Origin of the sequence: Ralstonia condita (genome assembly GCF_958405655.1) — a bacterium.
GTDB lineage: Bacteria > Pseudomonadota > Gammaproteobacteria > Burkholderiales > Burkholderiaceae > Ralstonia > Ralstonia condita.
The window spans coordinates 742,296-764,583 of record NZ_CATYWO010000001.1 but is presented as its reverse complement, the minus strand read 5'-3'; the positions used below and the strand labels follow the sequence as shown (position 1 = coordinate 764,583).

General features: G+C 62.0%; 21 protein-coding genes. All 21 read right to left on the bottom strand.

The annotated features are described in order from the left end of the window. Positions 1–52: 52 nt before the first annotated feature. The 21 genes from R2N03_RS03535 to nuoG all read right to left on the bottom strand — a co-directional run bounded on the left by R2N03_RS03535 (position 53) and on the right by nuoG (position 22,277). Entirely contained in the window at positions 53–940 is an 888-nt protein-coding gene (locus R2N03_RS03535; protein WP_316655232.1) for an urease accessory protein UreD, read from the bottom strand. 143 nt (positions 941–1,083) lie between these two features. Then, the gene (gene urtE, locus R2N03_RS03530) at positions 1,084–1,776 is read right to left on the bottom strand and encodes an urea ABC transporter ATP-binding subunit UrtE (protein ID WP_316655230.1); all 693 of its coding nucleotides are present in this window, start codon (positions 1,774–1,776) and stop codon (positions 1,084–1,086) included. A 30-nt stretch (positions 1,777–1,806) separates the two neighbouring features. After that, positions 1,807–2,658, bottom strand: a complete 852-nt coding sequence (gene urtD / locus R2N03_RS03525) for an urea ABC transporter ATP-binding protein UrtD (protein ID WP_316655227.1) — start codon at positions 2,656–2,658, stop codon at positions 1,807–1,809. Next, positions 2,655–3,824: an urea ABC transporter permease subunit UrtC gene (gene urtC / locus R2N03_RS03520; protein WP_316655225.1), complete on the bottom strand. Its 1,170-nt coding sequence runs from the start codon at positions 3,822–3,824 to the stop codon at positions 2,655–2,657. Before urtC ends, urtD begins: the two co-directional genes overlap by 4 nt. A 1-nt stretch (position 3,825) precedes the next feature. After that, positions 3,826–5,457 carry an urea ABC transporter permease subunit UrtB gene (gene urtB / locus R2N03_RS03515; RefSeq protein WP_316655223.1) on the bottom strand — a complete coding sequence of 544 codons (1,632 nt, stop codon included), beginning with the start codon at positions 5,455–5,457 and terminating at the stop codon, positions 3,826–3,828. A 106-nt stretch (positions 5,458–5,563) separates the two neighbouring features. Next, positions 5,564–6,823 (bottom strand): urea ABC transporter substrate-binding protein, encoded by a 1,260-nt coding sequence (urtA, locus tag R2N03_RS03510; RefSeq protein ID WP_316655222.1) that lies wholly within the window; start codon positions 6,821–6,823, stop codon positions 5,564–5,566. A gap of 264 nt (positions 6,824–7,087) precedes the next feature. Then, a complete protein-coding gene (locus tag R2N03_RS03505; protein WP_232040452.1) occupies positions 7,088–7,567 on the bottom strand; it encodes a MaoC family dehydratase in 480 nt (159 codons plus the stop codon). 37 nt (positions 7,568–7,604) lie between these two features. After that, positions 7,605–8,090: a MaoC family dehydratase gene (locus R2N03_RS03500; protein WP_316655219.1), complete on the bottom strand. Its 486-nt coding sequence runs from the start codon at positions 8,088–8,090 to the stop codon at positions 7,605–7,607. 56 nt (positions 8,091–8,146) lie between these two features. Next, positions 8,147–9,277 carry an acyl-CoA dehydrogenase family protein gene (locus R2N03_RS03495; protein ID WP_316655217.1) on the bottom strand — a complete coding sequence of 377 codons (1,131 nt, stop codon included), beginning with the start codon at positions 9,275–9,277 and terminating at the stop codon, positions 8,147–8,149. Positions 9,278–9,312: 35 nt separating this feature from the next. Further along, positions 9,313–10,509: an acyl-CoA dehydrogenase family protein gene (locus R2N03_RS03490; protein ID WP_316655215.1), complete on the bottom strand. Its 1,197-nt coding sequence runs from the start codon at positions 10,507–10,509 to the stop codon at positions 9,313–9,315. 84 nt (positions 10,510–10,593) lie between these two features. After that, positions 10,594–11,058 carry a DUF1178 family protein gene (locus tag R2N03_RS03485; protein ID WP_316655213.1) on the bottom strand — a complete coding sequence of 155 codons (465 nt, stop codon included), beginning with the start codon at positions 11,056–11,058 and terminating at the stop codon, positions 10,594–10,596. Positions 11,059–11,186: 128 nt separating this feature from the next. Continuing rightward, positions 11,187–11,807, bottom strand: a complete 621-nt coding sequence (locus tag R2N03_RS03480; protein ID WP_316655211.1) for an NUDIX domain-containing protein — start codon at positions 11,805–11,807, stop codon at positions 11,187–11,189. Between the two features lie 45 nt (positions 11,808–11,852). Beyond that, positions 11,853–12,158, bottom strand: coding sequence for a DUF2818 family protein (locus R2N03_RS03475; protein WP_316656558.1), 306 nt, complete (start codon positions 12,156–12,158; stop codon positions 11,853–11,855). Between the two features lie 13 nt (positions 12,159–12,171). Next, positions 12,172–13,647 (bottom strand): NADH-quinone oxidoreductase subunit NuoN, encoded by a 1,476-nt coding sequence (gene nuoN, locus R2N03_RS03470; protein WP_316655209.1) that lies wholly within the window; start codon positions 13,645–13,647, stop codon positions 12,172–12,174. Between the two features lie 16 nt (positions 13,648–13,663). Then, positions 13,664–15,130, bottom strand: coding sequence for an NADH-quinone oxidoreductase subunit M (locus R2N03_RS03465; RefSeq protein ID WP_316655207.1), 1,467 nt, complete (start codon positions 15,128–15,130; stop codon positions 13,664–13,666). Between the two features lie 12 nt (positions 15,131–15,142). Beyond that, entirely contained in the window at positions 15,143–17,203 is a 2,061-nt protein-coding gene (gene nuoL, locus R2N03_RS03460) for an NADH-quinone oxidoreductase subunit L (protein ID WP_316655205.1), read from the bottom strand. Between the two features lie 29 nt (positions 17,204–17,232). Then, the gene (gene nuoK / locus R2N03_RS03455) at positions 17,233–17,544 is read right to left on the bottom strand and encodes an NADH-quinone oxidoreductase subunit NuoK (RefSeq protein WP_021194982.1); all 312 of its coding nucleotides are present in this window, start codon (positions 17,542–17,544) and stop codon (positions 17,233–17,235) included. 17 nt (positions 17,545–17,561) lie between these two features. Continuing rightward, on the bottom strand, positions 17,562–18,194 hold the full coding sequence (locus R2N03_RS03450; RefSeq protein ID WP_316655202.1) for an NADH-quinone oxidoreductase subunit J: 633 nt from the start codon (positions 18,192–18,194) through the stop codon (positions 17,562–17,564). A gap of 146 nt (positions 18,195–18,340) precedes the next feature. Beyond that, complete coding sequence (gene nuoI / locus R2N03_RS03445; protein WP_198139547.1) at positions 18,341–18,829, bottom strand: NADH-quinone oxidoreductase subunit NuoI; 489 nt, start codon at positions 18,827–18,829, stop codon at positions 18,341–18,343. Positions 18,830–18,852: 23 nt separating this feature from the next. Then, on the bottom strand, positions 18,853–19,917 hold the full coding sequence (gene nuoH, locus R2N03_RS03440) for an NADH-quinone oxidoreductase subunit NuoH (protein WP_316655200.1): 1,065 nt from the start codon (positions 19,915–19,917) through the stop codon (positions 18,853–18,855). Positions 19,918–19,925: 8 nt separating this feature from the next. Further along, positions 19,926–22,277, bottom strand: coding sequence for an NADH-quinone oxidoreductase subunit NuoG (nuoG, locus tag R2N03_RS03435; protein ID WP_316655198.1), 2,352 nt, complete (start codon positions 22,275–22,277; stop codon positions 19,926–19,928). Positions 22,278–22,288 lie beyond the last annotated feature (11 nt).

Below are 22,288 nucleotides of genomic sequence, written 5' to 3'. Positions count from 1 at the left end.
TCAGTTGAGTTCAGATCGGGCGATGCGAAGTCACGTTGCCATCAACTGGCCATCATGTGGCCCACAGGCGCAGCGGACGGCCTATCACGCCATGCATCGGTTCGCGCAGCGCGAGCCACGTCTGTGACAGCAACGCGCGCGCATCTTCGGGCCGACGTGCGAACACGCGCAGCAGCAAAACGTTTGGCAGACCGGGTGCATCTTGCGTGAGACACGTGACGCCCGCGCGCAGATCGTCGTTGTACGGCAGGTGCTCGGCCATCGATTCGGCCAGGGCTTCGGTGGCGCCCTCGCCCACGGCCCACAGCGTGCCGACGACGTGGAAGCCGGCCATGCCCGTCGTCGCATTCAGCATGGGCGATTGCGCATCGAACGCGGCCGACTCGATCCATAGCGGCTGGCCGTTGCAACGCAATGCGGTGCGCATGGCGATGCGGCCTTCGTCCCACGATTCGCCAGCGGCATGGCGGCCGAGCATGGTGGTGTCCCAGCCGATGGCGGTGGCACCGGGGGCCAGATCGAGAGTCAGGTCGATGATCGGGCAGGCCTGGTTGAAGACGATGTTCTCTTGCGGCAGCCAGTCGAGCCGCGCGCCTGCATCCATGCGGATCGCAACGCGCTGCGTGGCCGTGCGGCCGAGCGACTTGTACCACTTGGTGGCGCCGGGCGTGGTCAGCACGGCATGCGCATCGGCGCCGAGTTCGATGTCGATATCGAGCACGTCGCCGCCTGCAATGCCTGCGGGCGGATGCAGCATGACGGCATGGCAGACGCCCTCACCTTCCGGATACAGGGCCTTCTGCACCCGCAGCGGCCCCTGATGCCGGCACATGGCCAGCACGGTGCGCTCACTGCGCCGTGCAAACGCCAAGTGCAATGAGGCTTCCCAAGATGCAAATGCGGAGGCCTGCGGCGGAACAGGAAAATCGGGATGGCGCATCGGTCGTGCAAACGGGAGGCATCCCTCATGAAACGCGGCTGTGCGGTTCAGATTGGACTCTGCCCTAAGCAAACGGAAAGGTTTTCCATCATAGCCAGATGCCGCCCATTTGGCACCCGACTTTTTCACACGACACCTGTGCGTCAAACCGCCACCAGATCGCGTACGCCATCGGCCTCCATGTTGGCGCCGTCGCCCTGGGCGATCACCTCGCCACGGCTCATGACGACGTAGCGGTCGGCAATGCTGCGTGCGAAGTCGTAGTACTGCTCGACCAGCAGCACCGACATGCCGAACTCATCCACCAGCCGGCGCAGGGTGCGGCCGATCTCCTGGATGATCGACGGCTGAATGCCTTCGGTCGGCTCGTCCAGGATCAGCAGGCGCGGCTCGCTCATCAGCGCGCGGCCAATGGCAAGTTGCTGCTGCTGGCCGCCCGACAGATCACCGCCGCGTCGGCCCTTCATCTCCTTGAGCACCGGAAACAGTTCATAGATGGAATCGGGCACCTTGGACGGCGCACGCTTGGCGGCCGCACCGATCAGCAGGTTCTCTTCCACCGTCAGGCGCGGGAAGATCTCGCGCCCCTGCGGCACATAGGCAAGCCCCTGCGAGACACGCTCGTACGCGGGCAGCTTCTGGATGGTGCGCCCTTCCCAATCGATCGCACCGCTGGCAGCGGGCACCACGCCCATCAGGCATTTGAGCAGCGTCGTCTTGCCGACGCCGTTACGGCCAAGCAGTGTGGTCAGCTTGCCTGTTGGGACGTCAAAGCTGACGTTGCGCAGGATGTGGCTGCCGCCGTAGAACTGGTTCAGTTGTTGGACCTGCAACATCGCGTTCTTTCCTTTTGCCTTGAGAAGGCTCTAACGCCCCAGATAGGATTCGATGACGCGCTCATCGCGCTTGACGGCGTCGAGCGTGCCTTCGGCCAGGACGCTGCCTTCGGCCAGCACGGTCACGCGCCCTTCCGCTCCCGCCAGCGCGGCGACAAACTCCATGTCGTGCTCCACGACCATGATCGAGCACGTGCCGCGCAAGCCGTTGAGCAACGTTGCGAGCTGCATCGTCTCTTCATCCGTCATGCCCGCGACAGGCTCATCCAGCAGCAGCAGTTGCGGCTGCTGCATCAGCAGCATGCCGATCTCCAGCCGCTGCTTCTGCCCGTGCGAGAGCAGCCCGGCGGGCCGATACGCCTCGGCTTCCAGGTGGATGCGGCCGAGCGTTTCTTCGATGCGCTGACGGCCGTCGTTCAGCAGACGCGCGCGCAGCGATACCCACCAGCGCTTGTCGGCCTTCATCGCCAGTTCCAGGTTTTCCCACACGGTGTGCTGCTCGAACACGGTCGGTTTCTGGAACTTGCGGCCGATGCTGATCTGCGCGATGCGCGGTTCGGTCAGGCGTAGCAGGTCGATGGTCTGGCCGAGGAACACGCGGCCCGTCACGTCGGCGTTGCGCGGCCCCGTCTTGCCGGTAATGACGTCCATCATCGTGGTCTTGCCCGCGCCGTTGGGGCCGATGATGCAGCGCAGCTCGCCGTGGTCGATCGACAGCGTGAGCGCGTTCAGCGCGCGAAAGCCGCCGAAGCGCACCGTCACGTCTTCGAGATACAGGATGGCGCCGTGCGAGACGTCAATCGTGTCCGGCTCGACCAGGTGGCCCATGCCGGTGGCGGTGCCAGTCTCCGCGCGGTCGGGGAGCTCGGTGAACGTGCTCATGCGTGGTCTCCGGTCACGGTCGCGGCTTCGGGTGCCTTGGCTTGCGTGGGCGCCCGCTTCTTCATGCGCAGCTTGCCCATCAGGCCCAGCACACCGTTCGGCAGATACAGCGTCACCAGCACGAAGATTGCACCAAGCACGAACAGCCAGTATTCCGGCACCCATGCGGTGAGCAACGTCTTGGCCCCGTTGACGAGGAAGGCGCCGATGATCGGGCCGATCAATGTGCCGCGCCCGCCAACGGCCACCCACACGGCCATCTCGATGGAGTTGCCCGGCGACATCTCGCCCGGGTTGATGATGCCGACCTGCGGCACGTAGAGCGCGCCCGCAATGCCGCACAGCACCGCCGAGAACGTCCACACGAACAGCTTGTAGCCGAGCGGGTTGTAGCCGGAGAACATCACGCGGGCCTCGGCATCGCGAATGGCAGTGACCACGCGGCCGAACTTGGACGTGACGATGGCGCGGCACGCGATGAACGCCAGCACCAGCGCCACGAACGTCGCGACGAACAGCACGGTGCGCGTGGGCAATGCGGAGATCGGGAAGCCGAGGATGCGCTTGAAGTCAGTAAAGCCGTTGTTGCCGCCAAAGCCCGTTTCGTTACGGAAAAACAGCAGCATGGCCGCATACGTCATCGCCTGCGTGATGATCGACAGGTACACGCCTTTGACGCGTGAGCGGAAGGCAAAGAAGCCAAACAGCCACGCCAGCACGCCGGGCACCAGGATCACCAGCAGCATCGCCCACGCGAAGTGCTCGGTGCCGTGCCAGAACCACGGCAGCTCTTTCCAGTCGAGGAAGACCATGAAGTCGGGCAGATCGCTCTTGTACACGCCTTCTCGGCCGATGGAGCGCATCAGGTACATGCCCATGGCGTAGCCGCCCAGCGCAAAGAACACGCCGTGGCCGAGGCTGAGGATGCCGCAGTAGCCCCACACCAGATCGAGTGCCAGCGCGGCCAGGGCGTAACACATGATCTTGCCGATGAGCGTGAGCGCATACGCCGACAGATGCAGCGGGCTGCCTTCCGGCACAAGAAGCGCGCACACCGGCGCACCAATGCACACGATGAGCGACACGAGCACCAGCGCAGACCACCCGCGCCGCGACAGCAGCGGCATGCGCGCCGGAATATCGAGAGAGAACTTGGTTGTCGTCATATCAGGCCTCGGCGCTGCGGCCTTTGAGGGCGAACAGGCCCTGCGGACGCTTCTGGATGAACAGCACGATCAGCACCAGCACGATGATCTTCGCCAGCACCGCGCCATAGAACGGCTCGATGAATTTGTTGATAAGGCCCAGCCCGAACGCACCGATGATCGTGCCCGCCAGCTGCCCCACCCCGCCCAGCACCACGGCCATGAACGAATCGATGATGTAGCTCTGGCCGAGGTCCGGCCCGACGTTGCCGATCTGCGAAAGCGCGCAGCCGCCCAGCCCGGCAATACCCGCGCCGAATGCAAACGCGTAGCTGTCGACCTTCCACGTACGCACGCCAACGCAGGCGGCCATCGTGCGATTCTGCGTGGTGGCACGCACGAACAGCCCCAGGCGCGTGCGGTTGAGCACCGCCCAGGCGATCGCCACCACGGCCAGCGCAAACAGCAGGATGACGAGCCGGTTGTACGGCAGCACAAGGCCCTGCGTCAGGGCAACGCCGCCGCTCATCCAGCTCGGGTTGGCAACCTCCACGTTCTGCGCACCGAAGATGGAGCGCACCGCCTGCATCAAAAGCAGGCTGATCCCGAAGGTGGCGAGCAGCGTTTCCAGCGGACGGCCATACAGGTGACGCAGCACCAGCCGCTCCAGTGCAAAGCCGACGACAGCCGCCGCCAGGAACGCGGCAGGCAGCGCTGCGGGCAGATACCAGTCGAAGGCGTTCGGAAAGTCGTTGCGGAAAATCGTCTGCACCACGTAGGTGGCATACGCACCGATCATCAGGAACTCACCGTGCGCCATGTTGATGACGCCGATCAGGCCGTAGGTAATGGCCAGCCCGAGGGCCGCTAGCAGCAGCACGGAACCGAGGCTCAGGCCGGCAAACAGGTTGCCGATCAGTTCAGATTTGCGTTCCTGCGCGGTCAGACTGTCGAGCGCTTGCTGTGCGGCGGCACGCAGCTCATTGTCGGCGCCGCTGTCTTTGGCAAGCAACGGGGCGATGCGCTGGCGGGTCTGCGGATTCGTATCGGCTGCGAGCAACTTTAGCGCTTCGAGCTTCTCGGCATGCGTGCCATCGTCGAGCGCGAGGTTGGCCCACAGCAGATGCAGCTTGCCGCGCAGCTCCGGATCGGTTTCATGCTTGCGTGCGGCGTCGACAATGGGGCGCGACGCCGTCTCGGGATGCGCGAGCAACGTATCGACGGCTTGCGCGCGCACGGCACGGTCGGGCGATTGCAGCACGAAGCCGCTCGCCGCACTGTCGACTTGCGCACGCAGGGCATTGTTCAGTGTGAGGGATTGCAGATCGTCGGCCTTGACGGTGACCGGCTGACCGGAGATCGCATCCAGGTACTTCTCGCCGTCCTGGCGCACCATGCCGGCGGCGGGCGCGAAGAACAGCGCGTCATTCTGCAACGCTTGCAGGATCGGCCCGGCTTGTTCGGCGGGCGCAGCGGCCAGCGCGTTGAGCGTCTTGACCTTGGCATCGAAGTCGTCTTCGGCCAGCGGCTTGAGATCGGCCTGGGTCAGGGGTTGTCCGGCCGCCCACGCAGATACCGCGGGCATCGCAGTCAGACAGAAGGCGCACAGCAGTGCGGCAAGGGAATGAAACAACCAGCGGGACAAGCGCATCATGGCAATCCGATGCGTGGCGGCCGATGTCGAAACCGGTCCGCCACGTCGTACAGCGTCGTTCAAAGGACTGGCCACGTCAGACACGTGACCCGTCCGCCTGACCACATTACTTGCTTGCAACCATGTCAGGCTTGCCCTCGTTGCCCGGGATGTACGGGCTCCACGGCTTGGCACGGATCACCGTCGGCGTCTTCCACACGACGTTGAACTGGCCGTCGCCACGCACCTCGCCAATCATCACAGGCTTGCTCAGGTGATGGTTGTTGTTCATCACCAGCGTGAAGCCCGACGGAGCCTTGAACTGCTGGCCGTACATCGCCTTGCGGACCTTGTCTACGTCGGTGGAACCGGCCTTCTCGACAGCTTGCTTCCACATCATGATGCCGACGTAGGTGGCTTCCATCGGGTCGTTGGTGACGCGCTTGTCGCCGCCGGGCAGATTGTTGGCCTTGACCCATGCAGCCCACTTCTTCTTGAAGTCGTCGTTGACGGGGTTCTTGACCGACATGAAGTAGTTCCATGCAGCCAGATGGCCCACCAGCGGCTTGGTGTCGATGCCGCGCAGTTCTTCTTCACCCACCGAGAAGGCCACCACCGGCACGTCCTTGGCCTTCAGGCCCGCGTTGCCGAGTTCCTTGTAGAACGGCACGTTGGAGTCGCCGTTGATGGTCGACACCACGGCCGTCTTGCCGCCCTGCGCAAACTTCTTGATGTTGGCGACGATGGTTTGGTAGTCGGAGTGGCCGAACGGGGTGTAGACCTCTTCGATGTCGCTGTCCTTCACGCCCTTGCTGTGCAGGAACGCGCGCAGGATCTTGTTGGTCGTGCGCGGATAGACGTAATCGGTACCGAGCAGGAAGAAGCGCTTGGCACCGCCGCCCTCCTTGCTCATCAGGTATTCCACGGCCGGAATGGCCTGCTGGTTGGGCGCCGCGCCGGTATAGAAGACGTTCTTCGACATCTCTTCGCCTTCGTATTGCACCGGGTAGAACAGCAGACCGTTCAGCTCTTCATAGACCGGCAGCACCGACTTGCGCGACACCGACGTCCAGCAGCCGAACGTCACGGCCACCTTGTCCTGCGTCAGCAGCCCGCGCGCCTTCTCGGCAAACAGCGGCCAGTTCGACGCCGGGTCCACCACCACCGGCTCCAGCTTGCGGCCCAGCACGCCACCACTCTTGTTGATCTCGTCGATCGTCATCAGCGCGACGTCTTTCAGCGACGTCTCGGAGATGGCCATCGTGCCCGACAGCGAATGCAGGATGCCGACCTTGATCGGTTCTTTGGCCTGGGCAAACGCGAGGCTCGACACGGACAACAGCGTTGCGGCGGCGGCAGACAGCTTCAACAGCTCACGACGTTTCATTGCGGCTCCTTGGGTTTATTGGTGGCAAGAACGACTCCCGGGGCCCAAAAGTGCAACTACCGTGCCATCGCATTTGGCTCGTTCAAAGGGAAATACGCGCCAAAACGGTGCTGAAGCCGCGCCAAGTCAGCGCATGTGTTCGTTGGAATGCGCCCGCTTGGGGCGCGTAAAGACAAGCACAAAACAAGCGGAGTGCAAGCGCACGCCAGTGCAAAAAGAAAGGCCGGCATTGCGCCGGCCTGGGGAACATGAGAAAGACGCGACTCAGGAATAGCGGCGAGAGATCGATTCGGCCACGCACACCGGGCGATCCTGCCCTTCGCGTTCGATGGTCACCGCCCAGGTCATCTGCGCGCCCGTCAGCGTGGGGGCATTGGGCAATGGCGGCAGCGCTTCCATTTCCACCAGCTTCACGCGGGCGCGCACACGGCTGCCCACCGGCACGGGCGCGGTGAAGCGGACCTTGTTCAGGCCGTAGTTCACGCCCATCTTCACGTCTGACATCTCGATCGCGTTGGCCATCAGCATGGGCAAAAGCGACAGCGTGAGGAAGCCGTGCGCCACCGGCGCGCCAAACGGCGACTCGCGCTTGGCACGCTCCACATCCACGTGAATCCACTGGTGATCGCCCGTGGCCTCGGCAAAGAGGTTGACCTGCTGCTGCGTGATCTCGGTCCAGTCGCTCACGGCAACTTCCTGGCCGATCAAGCCTTTGAGCTCGTCGAGCGATTCGATGATGCGCATCTGCGTTGTCTCCTTGTTGTGATGGAATGGCGAGCGATCAGGCTTGCGGACGGCGACCGAACAGGCCCATGCCCGTGACGGTACAGACGAGTTCGCCGCGCTGGTTGCGAGCCTCCCAGCGGTTGACGGCCACGCCGCGATCCGGCTTCGACTGCGACGGACGCACTTCCATGCAGGTGCTCGACACCGACAGCGTGTCGCCCGGATACACCGGCTTCATCCAGCGGATTTCATCCACGCCGGGCGAGCCCATGCTGGCCGCCTTGCCGAGAAACCCCGTCACCATCAGCCGCATCATGATCGAGCAGGTCATCCAGCCGCTGGAAATGATGCCGCCGTAGATGCTGTGCTTGGCGGCTTGCGCATCGATGTGGAACGGCTGCGGATCGTACTGCCGCGCGAAGGTCAGGATCTCTTCTTCGGTAACCGTGTAGGTGCCCATCTGCAGCGTGCGGCCGACTTCGAAATCGTCGAAGTAGAACTCGTACGATCGTGTTGTTGCTGCCCTTTCGTTCTCCGCCATCTCGTCTCCTCCAAATGACAACGCCCCGCACGAATGCGGGGCGTTCAGGTTTGCCGTTACGCCGCTTGCTGGAAACCCGGCAGCGATGCGAAGCGTGCCAGGTGATGGTCCACGTCGCCCAGCGTCGTGTTGATCATTGTCAGCCGCTTGAACATGTGCGCGGCCGGCAATTCGTTCGTCACGCCCATGCCGCCGTGCAGTTGCACGGCTTCCTGACCAACGTCTCGCGCTGCCTGGCCGACACGCGCCTTGGCCGCCGACACGTAGCGGCGGCGTGCCTCGACATCGCCATCTTCAAAGTGCGCAGCAGCCAGATAGGTAATCGAACGGGCCTGCTCTGCGTGGATGAACATATCGACCATACGATGCTGCAGTGCCTGGAAGCGCGCGATGGGCACGCCGAACTGCTGGCGGGTCTTGGTGTACTCCAGCGTTGCGGCGTTCAGCGCATCGATCAGGCCGATCGCTTCTGCGCACAGCAGGACACAACCAAGATCGGCCACGGCATCGATGGTTTCCCACGCCTCGCCCGCAGTGCCCAGCAGCGTTGCCGGTGCGTTGTCGAAGCGGATGTCGGCAGCACGCAGGTTGTCGATCGTACGGTAGTCCTTGACCGTGACGCCGGCGGCGTTACGGTCGACCACGAAGAGCGACAGACCCGACGTATCACGCGCGTCGCCGCCGGTACGTGCCGAGACGATCAGCTTGTCAGCCTGTGCGCCGTGCACCACCACCGCCTTCTCGCCGGTGAGCGTCCAGCCGTTGCCCTGCTGCGCAGCGCGCGTGGTGACGTTGAAAAGCTCATAGCGCGATTGGGGCTCGCCGAAGGCAATGGCCAGCTTCACGGCGCCGCCAGCGACTTCTTCGAGCAATGCATCCTGACCGCCCGCCAGCTTGAGCGCCTGCGCGCCCAGCACGGTGGCCTGATACGGCTCCACGACCAGGCCGCGGCCGAGTTCCTGCATGACGACCAGCAGGTCCATCGCGCGACCATCAAAACCGCCTTGTGCCTCCGGCACCGGCAGTGCCGTCAGACCGAGCTCCGCCAACGCATCCCAATGGCCTTGCGATACGCCTTCGGGGGAATACACGACCTTCTTGCGCGTCTCGAAGTCGTAGTCCTTGTCGATGAAGCGGCGCACTGCATCGGCCAGTTGCTTCTGTTCGTCGGTGAACGAGAAATCCATGTTTGTCTCCGCTATGTGTTCTGTCGCCGTTCTGCTCAGACGCCAAGGATCATCTGCGAGATGATGTTGCGCTGGATTTCATTCGACCCGCCGTAGATCGAGGTCTTGCGATAGTTGAAGTAGTACGGTGCGAGCGGCGCAGCATCGTTGTCGCCCGTGACGGCCTGCGGCACATCGCCCTCGAGGTAGTCCGGGTCGAAAGGCTGGGCATACGGCCCCACGGCCTCGACCATCAGTTCGGTCAGCAACTGCTGGATCTGCGTGCCCTTGATCTTCAGCAGCGATGCCTCGGGGCCCGGGCCCTTGCCGGCGTTCTCGTTCGACACCACACGCAGCACCGTCATCTCCAGCGCCAGCAGTTCAATTTCGAGCGAAGCGATCTTGGCAGCGAACATCGGATCTTGCAGCAACGGCTTGCCGTTCTTCTGATGCTGCAACGCGACGCGCTTGAGGAATGCGAGTTCGCGCTTCGAATTGCCCACGCGAGCAATGCCGGTGCGCTCGTGGCCAAGCAGGTACTTGGCATACGTCCAGCCGCGGTTCTCTTCGCCGATGAGGTTTTCGACCGGCACCTTCACGTTGTCGAAGAACACCTCGTTCACCTCGTGCTCTTCGTCGAGCATGATGATCGGGCGAACGGTAATGCCCGGCGTCTTCATGTCGATCAGCAGGAACGAGATACCCTCCTGCTTCTTGGCCTCCGGGTCCGTGCGGACGAGGCAGAAAATCATGTCGGCGTGCTGGCCGAGCGTCGTCCAGGTTTTCTGGCCATTGACGATGTAGTGGTCACCTTCGCGTACCGCGCGCGTCTTCAGCGAGGCGAGGTCGGAGCCCGAGCCCGGCTCCGAATAGCCCTGGCACCACCAGTCGGTACAGTCCAGGATGCGCGGCAAGTAGTAGCGTTTCTGCGCTTCGTTGCCGTACTTCATGATGACGGGCGCGACCATGCTGACGCCGAACGGCAGCACGCCAGGCGCGCCGACCTGCGCGCACTCTTCGTCCCAGATGTGTTTTTGGATGGGGGTCCAGCCGGTGCCGCCCCATTCGACCGGCCAGTGCGGGACCGACCAGCCCTTGCCCGCCAAAGCCTTGTGCCAGCGTACGAAATCGTCGCGGTTCAGGCGGCGGTGGTTCAACACCTTGTCTTGGATGTCCTTGGGCAGATTGGCTTGCAGCCAGCCGCGGACTTCCTGGCGGAACGCGTCATCGGCCGCCGAGTAGTTCAGATCCATGCCTGTCTCCTGTGGTTGGCTCTCCACCGCGGCAAATCGATGGAGAACGTTCTGTCGGACCGGCGCGGACCTGGAATCGGGCGACTAGTGCACGGGCTGCTTAAGCGCGTCGGGCACCAGCAGCGGCATCACGTCAATGCCTTCCTCTGCCAGCTCCTGCGCTTCCTCCCGAGATGTCGTCCCGCGAATCCCCCGCTCCGGCGCCTCGTTGTAATGCATTCGGCGCGCCTCTTCTGCAAACCGATCACCGACGTCCTCGGTCGTGGCGAGGACATGGCGCACGGCTTTCAGATAGAGCTGCTGCAGGGCTGCTGCGGAAACACCGGCCTTGCCTTCGCCCGTCGTGACGGCATTCCCGTTGGTGGGGGCATCGGCACGTGACGATGACAAATTCAGGCGCGGCGCACTCGGCAAGCGCTCAACCTCGTTGTGACCGCAAACTGGGCACGTCAATAGCCCGCGCTCTTGCTGCGATTGCAGGTCGGCATCGGAACCGAACCAGCCTTCGAAGCGGTGGTCATTGGCACAGCGGAGGTCCAGCACTTTCATGATCGGTCCAGCGCATGGAGATGAGTGTATCCCCGATTCGAAAATTTGTGAACGGTCGTGCTAATTTTTTCGCACGACCGTTCGCTAAGAGACGGTGAGCAAAGGAAGTGGGGCCGGCTGCCGATGATTCAAGCGGCGCCAGCGCCACCCGGAGCCCACTCGCCGGATAGTATCTTCTCCAGCCAGAACACACCGATGATGGTCTTCACGTCGGATATCTTCCCGGCGCGGACCCAGTCGATCAACTGCCCGGCCGACGTGATGAAGGTCTCCAGGAATTCGCCTTCGTCGAGCGCGGCCTCGCCTTGCTGCAGATCCCGCGCCAGATAGATGTCGATGAACTCGGTGGAATACGAGATGACCGGATGGATCCGCGTGAGGTAATCCCAACGCTCGGCGGTGTAGCCGGTCTCCTCTCGCAGCTCACGCTTGCCGCAGGCCAAGGCCCCCTCCTCTGGATCGAGCTTTCCAGCCGGGAATTCGATCATCACCTGACCAATGGGATAACGGAACTGGCGTTCCATCAGCACGGTACCGTCGTTGAACAACGGAATCATCATGACTGCGCCCGGATGGATCAGGTATTCGCGGCTCGCGTTACGCCCGTTCGGCAAGCGAACGATGTCCTGCTTGAGGGTCAGAAACTTGCCCTGGTGCATCAGCGCGGACGCAACCGGCGTCTCACGCAGGCCGGCGTCGGTATCGGATGCAGTGTCAGGCGATGGGGGAAGCGGGTGGTGATCAGACATGGCGCTCTCTCGTGCCGAGACAGCGGATACCTGCACGGCGGATGGTCAACGGGGGTGGCGAACCAGGTACTGCCACGTAAAGCCGGGAAACGCGAATACCAGCATCAGGCAGGCTGTGACTGCGTAGAACTGCCACCCCTGCGGGAAGGCATTGCCCTGGCTTGATTCGATGCCGAAACCGATCAACCCCACCATCACATACATGGCAATCAGCTCGACGCCACGCAACCAGAACGGCTTGCGTGGCCAGCGTGCCGGCACCAGGGCCAGCACGCGTTGATTGACGAACGGCAGATTCGCACCGATCAGTGCCAATACGATGACAAACAGGCCGCTCGTCGAAGCGCTCATCATGAACCGCCGACTAGGAAGCCAGGGTCAGGCGGATGGCCTGATAGCAGAGGGCCATCAGGCTCGCCGGGAAGATACCCAGCAGCAAGACCAGCAGGCCATTGACCGACAGCAGCGAGCGCAAGCCAAAGGTCGCTTCCACAGGGCCTTCATCCGCCGGCGCGTCAAAGTACATCGCCTTCACGACACGCAGGTAGTAGAACGCGCCAACCAGTGAGAACAGCACAGCCACGATGGCCAGCCATGACATGCCGGCGTCCACCACAGCGCCCAGCACGGACAACTTGGCATAGAAACCGACCGTCGGCGGCAGACCTGCCAGGGACATCATCATGAACAGCATCAGGAGCGCAAACCAGGGGCTCTTCTTCGACAAGCCCTTCAGGTCAGCGATCTCCTCTGCTTCATAGCCCTTGCGCGCCAGCAACAGAATCATGCCGAAGGCTCCCAGCGCGGTGAGCACATAGGTGATCGCGTAGAACATCGATGCGCTGTAGGCCTGGGCCGTGAGGTTCGGCTTGCCGGCGCTGACGCCCGAGAGCAACCCAAGCAGCAGGAAACCCATGTGCGAAACCGTCGAGTACCCCAGCAGGCGCTTGAAGTTGGTCTGCACCACACCCGTGATGTTGCCCACGGCCAACGACACGACCGCCAACACGATCAGCATGTTCTGCCAGTCGAACGCCAGGGGCAGCATCCCCTCGACCAGGATACGCAGCGCCATTGCAAACGCTGCCAGCTTCGGCGCCCCCGCAATCAGCAGCGTCACCGCCGTGGGGGAGCCTTGGTACACATCCGGCACCCACATGTGGAAGGGTGCGACACCCAGTTTGAAGGCCAGCCCTGCCACCAGGAATACGACGCCAAACACCAGGATCGTCTTGTTGATATTGCCGGTGTTGATTGCGCGGAATACCTCACCCAGGTCCAGCGATCCGGTCGCGCCGTACAGCATCGACATGCCATACAGAAGCAGGCCCGACGCCAGGGCACCCAGAATGAAATACTTCATCGCCGATTCCGACGACACGTTCGAGCGGCGACGCAACGCGACCAGCGTGTAGGACGCCAGCGACAGCAACTCCAGACCGAGATAAAGGGTCAGGAAGTTGTTGCCGGTGATCATCACCACCTGACCACCCAGCGTGAAGAGCGAGAACATGTAGAACTCGCCGTTATACATGTCGCGGTCTGCCAAATACTTCCGCGTGTACACCAGCGTGGCGAACAGCGCCAGCGCAGCAGTTGCACACAGCACGTTGGCCATCGGATCAATCACCGCCAGTTTGCTGAACGCATAGTGCGTTTCGCCGCCGGCCGCATTGATCGAAAACCACACGGCAAGCACCAGCGTAATGACGAGCGACACCGGATAGGCAACGCTGCTGCGCTGCTGGCCTCGCGCCAGATCAATCCAGTTGACGGCACCAATACCAAGTGCGAGGAAGATGATCGGGGCGATGGCCGCCATGGATGAGGACGATTGCATGGTTTCTTCTCCCCGCTTACAGCTTGCTCTGTGCCACGTGGGTGAGGAGATTCACCACGGACGCGTGCATGACATCAGTGAAGGGCTTCGGATACAGGCCCATGTACAGCGTGGCGATCGCGAGCACGCCCAGCATGAAGAACTCGCGGCAATTCAGGTCCTTCAGCTCGGCCACGTGCTTGTGGGTCACATCACCGAAGATCACGCGCTTGACCATCCACAACGAATACGCTGCGCCCAGGATCAGTGCCGTCGCGGCCAGCAAGCCGATCCAGAAGTTTAACTTGACAGAACCCAGGATCACCATGAATTCGCCAACGAAGCCAGAGGTTGCCGGCAGGCCGCAGTTGGCCATTGCAAAGAACACCGACAGCGCCGCGAACTTCGGCATCGTGTTCACCACACCGCCGTAATCAGCGATCTGGCGAGAGTGCACACGGTCATACAGCACACCAATGCACAGGAACATCGCGCCCGAGATGAAGCCGTGCGAAATCATCTGGACGATACCGCCTTCGACACCGATCTCGTTGAAGATGAAGAAGCCCAGTGTGACAAAACCCATGTGCGCGATCGACGAATAGGCGACCAGCTTTTTCATGTCGGCTTGCACCAGCGCCACCAGGCCGATGTAGATCACGGCGACCAGCGAGATCGCGATGATGAATGCGGACAGGCTATGGCTGGCATCCGGCGCGATCGGCAACGAGAATCGCAGAAAGCCGTAAGCGCCCAGCTTCAGCATGATCGCGGCCAGCACCACGGAACCGCCCGTAGGCGCTTCCACGTGGGCGTCGGGCAGCCAAGTATGGACCGGCCACATCGGCACCTTCACGGCAAACGCCATGAAGAAGGCGATGAACAACAGGATCTGCTCGTTCAGCGACAGCTTGACCTCGTGCCACTGGAGGATTTCGAACGTACCGCTGTGGAAGTACAGATACAGCAGGGCAATCAGCATCAGCAGAGAGCCGAGCAGCGTGTACAGAAAGAACTTGATCGCCGCGTAGACGCGGTTCGGACCACCCCACACGCCGATGATGATGTACATCGGGATCAGCGTGGCCTCGAAAAATACATAGAACAGCATGCCGTCGAGCGACGCGAACACGCCGATCATCAGACCCGACAGAATCAGGAACGCGGCCATGTACTGCGCCACGCGCTCTGTGATCACTTCCCAGGCCGAGATCACGACGATCACGGTGATGAAAGACGTCAGCACGACGAACCACATCGAAATGCCGTCGACACCCAGGTAGTAGCTGATGTGGAAGCGTTCGATCCAGCTCGACTTCTCGACGAACTGCATCGCGGCAGTCGTTTTATCGAAGCGCGTGATCAGCGGCAGCGTCATCACGAAGCTGATCAGTGAACCGATCAGCGACATCCAGCGGACATAACCGGGATTGCGGTCTGAGCCCGAGGCCAGCACCAGCACGCCGAAGAAAATCGGCAGCCAGATCGCAAAAGACAGAACCATTTTTGTTATCCCTTATTTGCCCGCAAGGAACACGAAGTACGTCAGCAGCGCAACCGTGCCGACAATCATCGCGAACGCATAGTCATAGATGTAACCGGACTGGAGCAGGCGTACGACGCTCGCGAACCACCCCACCAGACGCGCGCTGCCGTTGACGACCACGCCATCGATCACACCCTGATCGCCGCCCTTCCACAAGCCGCGGCCAAACTTGACCGCGCCGTTGGCGAAGACGATCTCGTTGATCTTGTCCATGTAGTACTTGTTGTCCAGCAATTTGTAGACGCCGGAGAAACGGCTTGCAATTGCGGCCGGGATATCGGGGCGCTTCAGGTAGAAGAACCACGACAGCACCACGCCCGCCAGCAGCAGGATGAACGGCGCTGACGTGAAGCCGTGCAAAGCCATCTCGACCCAGCCATGGAAATCTTCAGCCAGCACCTTCATTGCTTCGTGGTTGTCAGCATTGAAGATGACTTCCGAGAACACCACACCGTGCTTGAAGAACTCGCCGAACAACATCGGCTGAATCGCCATGGCACCGATGATGACCGACGGGATTGCCAACAAGACCAGCGGGACCGTCACAACCCAGGGCGACTCGTGCGGCTTCTCGCCCGGCGCAAGGCCGTGGTGATGGTCGTGGCCACCCTCCTCCTCTTCATGGTGATCGTCATGATGAGCGTGGGCCGTGCCGAAACGCTCTTCACCGTGGAACACCAGGAAGTACATGCGGAACGAGTAGAACGCAGTCACGAACACGCCGGCCAGCACCGCCCAGTAAGCGAAGCCAGCGCCCGGCAGGTGCGATTCGCGCACCGCTTCGATGATCGAGTCCTTCGAATAGAAGCCTGCGAAGAACGGGGTGCCAACCAGTGCCAGCGAACCTACCAGCGACGTCAGCCACGTGATCGGCATGTACTTGCGCAGGCCGCCCATGTTGCGCATGTCCTGATCGTGGTGCATGCCGATGATGACCGAGCCGGCGCCGAGGAACAGCAACGCCTTGAAGAACGCGTGCGTCATCAGGTGGAACACCGCAACCTGATAGGCCGATGCGCCCAGCGCGACGGTCATGTAGCCCAGCTGCGACAGCGTGGAGTACGCCACCACACGCTTGATGTCGGTCTGGATGATGCCCAGGAAGCCCATGAACAGCGCGGTGATGGCACCAATGATCAGCACAAACGACAGCGCGGTGTCCGACAGCTCGAACAGCGGCGACATGCGCGCGACCATGAAGATACCGGCCGTCACCATCGTGGCTGCGTGAATCAGTGCGGAGATCGGCGTCGGGCCTTCCATCGAGTCGGGCAGCCACACGTGCAGCGGGAACTGCGCCGACTTACCCATCGCGCCGATGAACAGGCAGATGCAAGCGACCGTCAGCATGTGCCAATCGGTGCCCGGGAAGCCGATCGTGGCCAGATTGTCGCGGGCCGCAAACACGTCGGCATAGCTCAGGCTACCGCTGTATGCCAGCAGCAGGCCGATGCCAAGCACGAAGCCGAAATCGCCCACGCGGTTGACCAGGAACGCCTTCATGTTGGCGTAGATGGCCGTCGGACGCTTGAACCAGAAGCCGATCAGCAGGTACGACACCAGGCCCACCGCTTCCCAGCCGAAGAACAGCTGCAGGAAGTTGTTGCTCATCACGAGCATCAACATGGAGAACGTGAACAGCGAGATGTACGCGAAGAAACGGTTATAACCGTCGTCTTCCGCCATGTAGCCGATGGTGTAGATGTGCACCATCAGCGAGACGAAGGTCACCACGCACATCATCATCGCCGTGAGCGAATCGATGAGGAAACCGACCTCCATCTTCAGCGGGCCGACTGACATCCACTCATAGACGGTACCGTTGTAACCGGCGCCATTCATGACGTCAGACAGCGTCAGTGCTGATAAGACGAAGGCGATCGCGACACCAAGGATGGTGACAGTGTGGGACGCCGCGCGGCCGATCTTCTCACCAAAAAACTTGGTGCCGAACAGCCCGGCGATCGCCGCGCCGGCCAGCGGCGCAAGCGGAATCGCCAGCAGCAGGTTGGGGTTGAGCGTGGTAGCCATGGAACGCTTCTTATAGGTGGATGCGGCGGTCAGCCCTTGAGGCTGTCCAGATCGTCGACGTTGATGGTGTCCAGGTTACGGAACAGCACCACCAGGATGGCGAGACCGATCGCGGATTCCGCCGCAGCCACCGTCAGGATGAAAAACACGAATACCTGCCCCGCCAGATCACCCAGGTAATGGGAGAACGCGACGAAGTTCATGTTGACCGCAAGGAGCATGAGCTCGATCGCCATCAGCAGCACGATCACGTTCTTGCGGTTCAGGAAGATGCCGACGATGCTGATGGCAAACAGCACCGCGCCGAGCACGAGGTAATGGGCGAGGGACAGCGAAGACATATGGATTCTCCCGGGGCTCAGCTTTTGGATTCAGCCGAAGCAACGCCGGCCGCCTTTTCCGCCGGCATCGAGACCAGGCGCACGCGATCCTTGCGCTGGACCCGGATCTGTTCGGAGGGGTTCTGGGCCTTTGTATCCTTGCGGCGCCGGGCAGTCAGCGCAACCGCGGCAACGATCGCCAGCAGCAGCACCACGCCGGCAACTTCAAATGCATAGATGTAGTCGGTGTAGATGAGCTTGCCCAACGCCTGCGTATTCGGGCCGTTAAACCCTTTGGGCAGCTCCTGCACTGGCTGCACACGGCCCATGAACGTCTTGGTGAGCACGACAGCCATTTCGAGGATGATGACCACGCCTACGAACGCGGCCATCGGGACGTAGGTCCAGAAGTCGCGGCGCAGGTGCTCGATATCGATATCGATCATCATCACCACAAACAGGAACAGCACCATCACCGCTCCGACATAAACGAGCACCAGCGTGATCGCGAGGAACTCCGCCTTGAGCAACATCCAGATCGCCGCCGCGGTGAAAAACGACAGCACGAGGAACAGCGCCGCGTGAACCGGGTTCTTCGCGGTGATGACCTTCAGCGCTGCGAGCACCAGCACCAGCGCGAAACAATAGAAGATGATCGTCGTGGTTTCCATGATCCTGGCGCGCGCCGTTTGGCGGCACGCGCTTATCCAAAGCCGCCGCAGCTCAACGCTGCCGCAACTGGTTGGCTCCCGAAGAGCCGTTGTCCTTCCGGAATGTCAACTGCGCCACCCGCCGCTTTCGCCGCAGGCGTCTTGAATCAGCGGTACTTTGCGTCGGCCGCCTTGTTGGCCGCAATTTCCGGCTCGAAGCGGTCGCCTACGGCCAGCAGCATGTCTTTGGTGAAATACAGGTCGCCGCGCTTTTCACCGTGGTATTCCAGGATGTGGGTTTCGACAATGGCGTCCACGGGACAAGCCTCTTCGCAGAAGCCGCAGAAAATGCACTTGGTCAGATCGATGTCGTAACGCGTCGTGCGGCGTGTGCCGTCGTCGCGCTGGTCCGATTCGATGGTGATGGCCATGGCGGGACACACGGCTTCGCACAGCTTGCATGCGATGCAGCGTTCCTCGCCGTTCGGATAGCGCCGCAGCGCGTGGAGACCGCGGAAACGCGGTGACAGCGGCGTCTTCTCTTCCGGAAAGAGCACCGTGATCTTGCGCGCAAACAGATAGCGCCCGGTCAGGGCCAGCCCCTTGAAGAGTTCCTTCAGGAGCAGGCTGTTAAAAAATTCCTTGATGGCAAGCAACATGGTGCCTTCCTATTGTCCCGTTACTTCCAGATATTCCAGGGCGACACCAACCAGATGGCGACGACGACCAACCAACCCACCGTGAGCGGAATGAAGATCTTCCAGCCCAGACGCATGATCTGGTCATAGCGATAACGCGGAAACGATGCGCGCAGCCAGATGAACACCGACAGCAGGAGGAATACCTTGATCAGCAGCCAGAAGAAGCCCGGAATCCAGTTGAGCACCGGCGCATCGATCGGCGAGGCCCAGCCTCCCAGGAACATCGTCGCCGTCATTGCCGAGATGACGATCATGTTGATGTATTCAGCCAGGAAGAACAGCGCGAACGCCATCCCCGAGTACTCAATCATGTGGCCTGCCACGATTTCCGACTCACCTTCCACCACATCGAACGGATGACGGTTCGTCTCGGCGACGCCGGAGATGAAGTACACGCCAAACATCGGCAGCAGCGGCAGCCAATTCCACGACAGGATGTTGATACCGTGATCGGCGAAGAAACCGCGATTCTGGGAATTCACGATATCGGACAGGTTCAGACTGCCTGTGACCATCAACACGGTCACAAGCGCAAAGCCCATGGCGATTTCGTACGAGATCATCTGTGCCGATGCGCGCATCGCACCCAGGAACGCATACTTGGAATTCGAGGCCCAGCCGGCAAGGATCACGCCATACACGCCCACCGAACTGATTGCCATCACGTACAGCAGGCCGGCGTTGATGTTCGACACCACGGCCTCGGCCTGGAACGGCACCACCGCCCAGATCGCTATAGCGGGCATCAGCACCATCAGTGGCGCGATGATGTACATGCCACGGCTGACCGCGCTCGGCACCATGACTTCCTTGAGCAGCAGCTTGAGCACGTCTGCAATCGGCTGCAGCAAGCCCATCGGACCCACGCGGTTCGGGCCCAGACGCACGTGCATCCAGCCGATGAGCTTACGCTCCCAGAGAATCAGGTAGGCCACGCACAGCAGCAGCGGCAAGATGATGCAAACCGCACGAACCAGCGTCCAGACCAGCGGCCACCAGCCGCCGAAGGTGGCGGCGCCGAAAGATGTAATCGACTCGATCATGTTGACCCTTACACCGTAGCCGCCAGCGCGGACGATTCAACCTTCTCAACGCTCACCGCACCGAACATCGCACCCAACTTGGTCGAAGCTTCGGTTGCAGCCGGCACACGGATCACACCGGAAGCCAGCGACCGATCCAATACCGCCGGCATCACGACACTACCCTGCCCTTGCGTCACGCGGACGGCATCGCCATCGGCCAGACCCAACTGCGTGAATACATCGGCGGACACGCCTGCACGAACGGCTGCGCGAGCGGCTGCGGTCAGCTGCAGAGAACCGGCTCGACGCACAATCGGGTCAGCGTGATAAATGGGGACGTCGGCCAGACGTTCGATGCCGACACTGTCCGCAACCGGCACCGTAATCTGCGCGGTTGTTGCGTTGGAGAGCTGCCCGGCAACCGGCTTGGCCAACACCTCGTCACGCACAGCTTCCGACGTGTCGTATTCGAAGCCAGGCAGATTGAGTAAATTGCCAAGCACCCGCAGGACCTTCCAGCCAGGGCGCGAATCGCCCAAACCACGCACCACGCCGTTGAAGCTTTGCGGCAGGCCCTCGCAGTTCACGAACGTACCCGCGGTTTCAGTGAACGGCGCGGTCGGCAGCAGCACATCGGCGTATTCCAGCGCCGCACGCGACGCGAACGGTGCCAGTACGACCACGGTATCGGCCTGATCCAGCGCAGCGCGCGCCTGCTGTGGATGAGCGGTATCGAACTCCAGCTCGGCGCCGAGGAGCACATAGGCACGGCGCGGCTGCGCCAGCATGGCGGAAACATCGAGGCCGCTGGACTGCGGCAGCGCGCCAGCAATGTAGCCCCCCACCGTATTGGCAGCCTCGGTCAGGAAGCCCAGCGTGGCGCCGGTCTGCTGAGCGATCCACTGAGCCAGCGCATGCAACTTCGAGAACTGCGGATGCGCCACGGCGGCATTCCCCAGGAACACGGCCTTGCGCTCACCCGAAGCCAACGACGCGGCGATGCGCTGCGCGGTTTCCCCAGCCTCGACACCTTCCGTGCCCGTCGGACGTGCTGTGTTGCTGGCTGCGGCAATCGCCACGGCCACTTGAGCCATCAACGACAACCATTGCGAAGGCGCGCCTAGAAGTTGCGTGGCTGGCATCAGCAGGTCTTCGCCGCCGGCACCGATCACGCTCAACTGCGCCCCCTTCTTGCCGGCTTGGCGCAGACGCGCAGCGAGCAAGGGGTGATCCTTGCGCAGGAAAGCACCCACCACCAACGTGCGCTGCAGCAGCGACACATCGGCGATCGGCATGCCCAGCCACGGAGCCCCCGCCGGCTTGACGGAGAAATCCGATTGGCGCAGGCGGAAATCAATGTTGTCGCTGCCGATGCCGCGCATCAGCTTCTGCAACAGGAACAACTCTTCCAGCGTGCTATGCGGGCTGGCCAGTGCACCAATCTGCTCGGCGCCGTGGTCACGCTTGACGTTATTCAGACCGTTGGCCACGTATTCAAGCGCCGTGGTCCAGTCGACAGCATTCCACTGACCGCCCTGCTTGAGCATTGGCTGCGTCAGGCGCTCGTCGCTGTTGAGACCTTCGTAGGCAAAGCGATCCTTGTCGGACAACCAGCATTCGTTGATGGCTTCGTTGTCCAGCGGAAGCACGCGCATCACACGCTGGTTCTTGGTCTGAACGATCACGTTCGCGCCGAGGCCATCATGCGGCGACACCGACTTGCGGCGCGCCAGTTCCCACGTACGGGCCGAGTACCGGAACGGCTTGCTGGTCAGTGCACCGACCGGGCACAGGTCGATCATGTTGCCCGACAACTCCGAATCCACCGTCTGGCCGACGAACGTGGTGATCTCGGAATGCTCGCCGCGGTTGAGCATGCCCAGTTCCATCACGCCGGCAATTTCCTGGCCGAAGCGGACGCAACGCGTGCAGTGAATGCAGCGCGTCATCTCTTCCATGGAGATCAGCGGGCCCACGTTCTTGTGGAACACCACGCGCTTCTCTTCCTTGTAGCGCGATTCGGACTTGCCGTAGCCGACCGCCAGATCCTGGAGCTGGCACTCGCCGCCCTGATCGCAGATCGGGCAATCCAGCGGGTGGTTGATCAGCAGGAATTCCATCACGGACTTCTGCGCCTTCACGGCCTTCTCCGAGGCAGTGAAGACCTTCATGCCCGCGGTGACGGGGGTGGCGCAGGCCGGCAGGGCCTTGGGCGCCTTCTCGACCTCGACCAGACACATCCGGCAGTTGGCCGCGACCGACAGCTTGCGGTGATAGCAGAAATGAGGAATGTAGGTACCCGCCTGGCGGGCCGCCTCCATTACCAGGCTGCCCTCGGCAACCTCGACCTTCTTGCCATCGATTTCGATTTCAACCATGTTCTGCCACG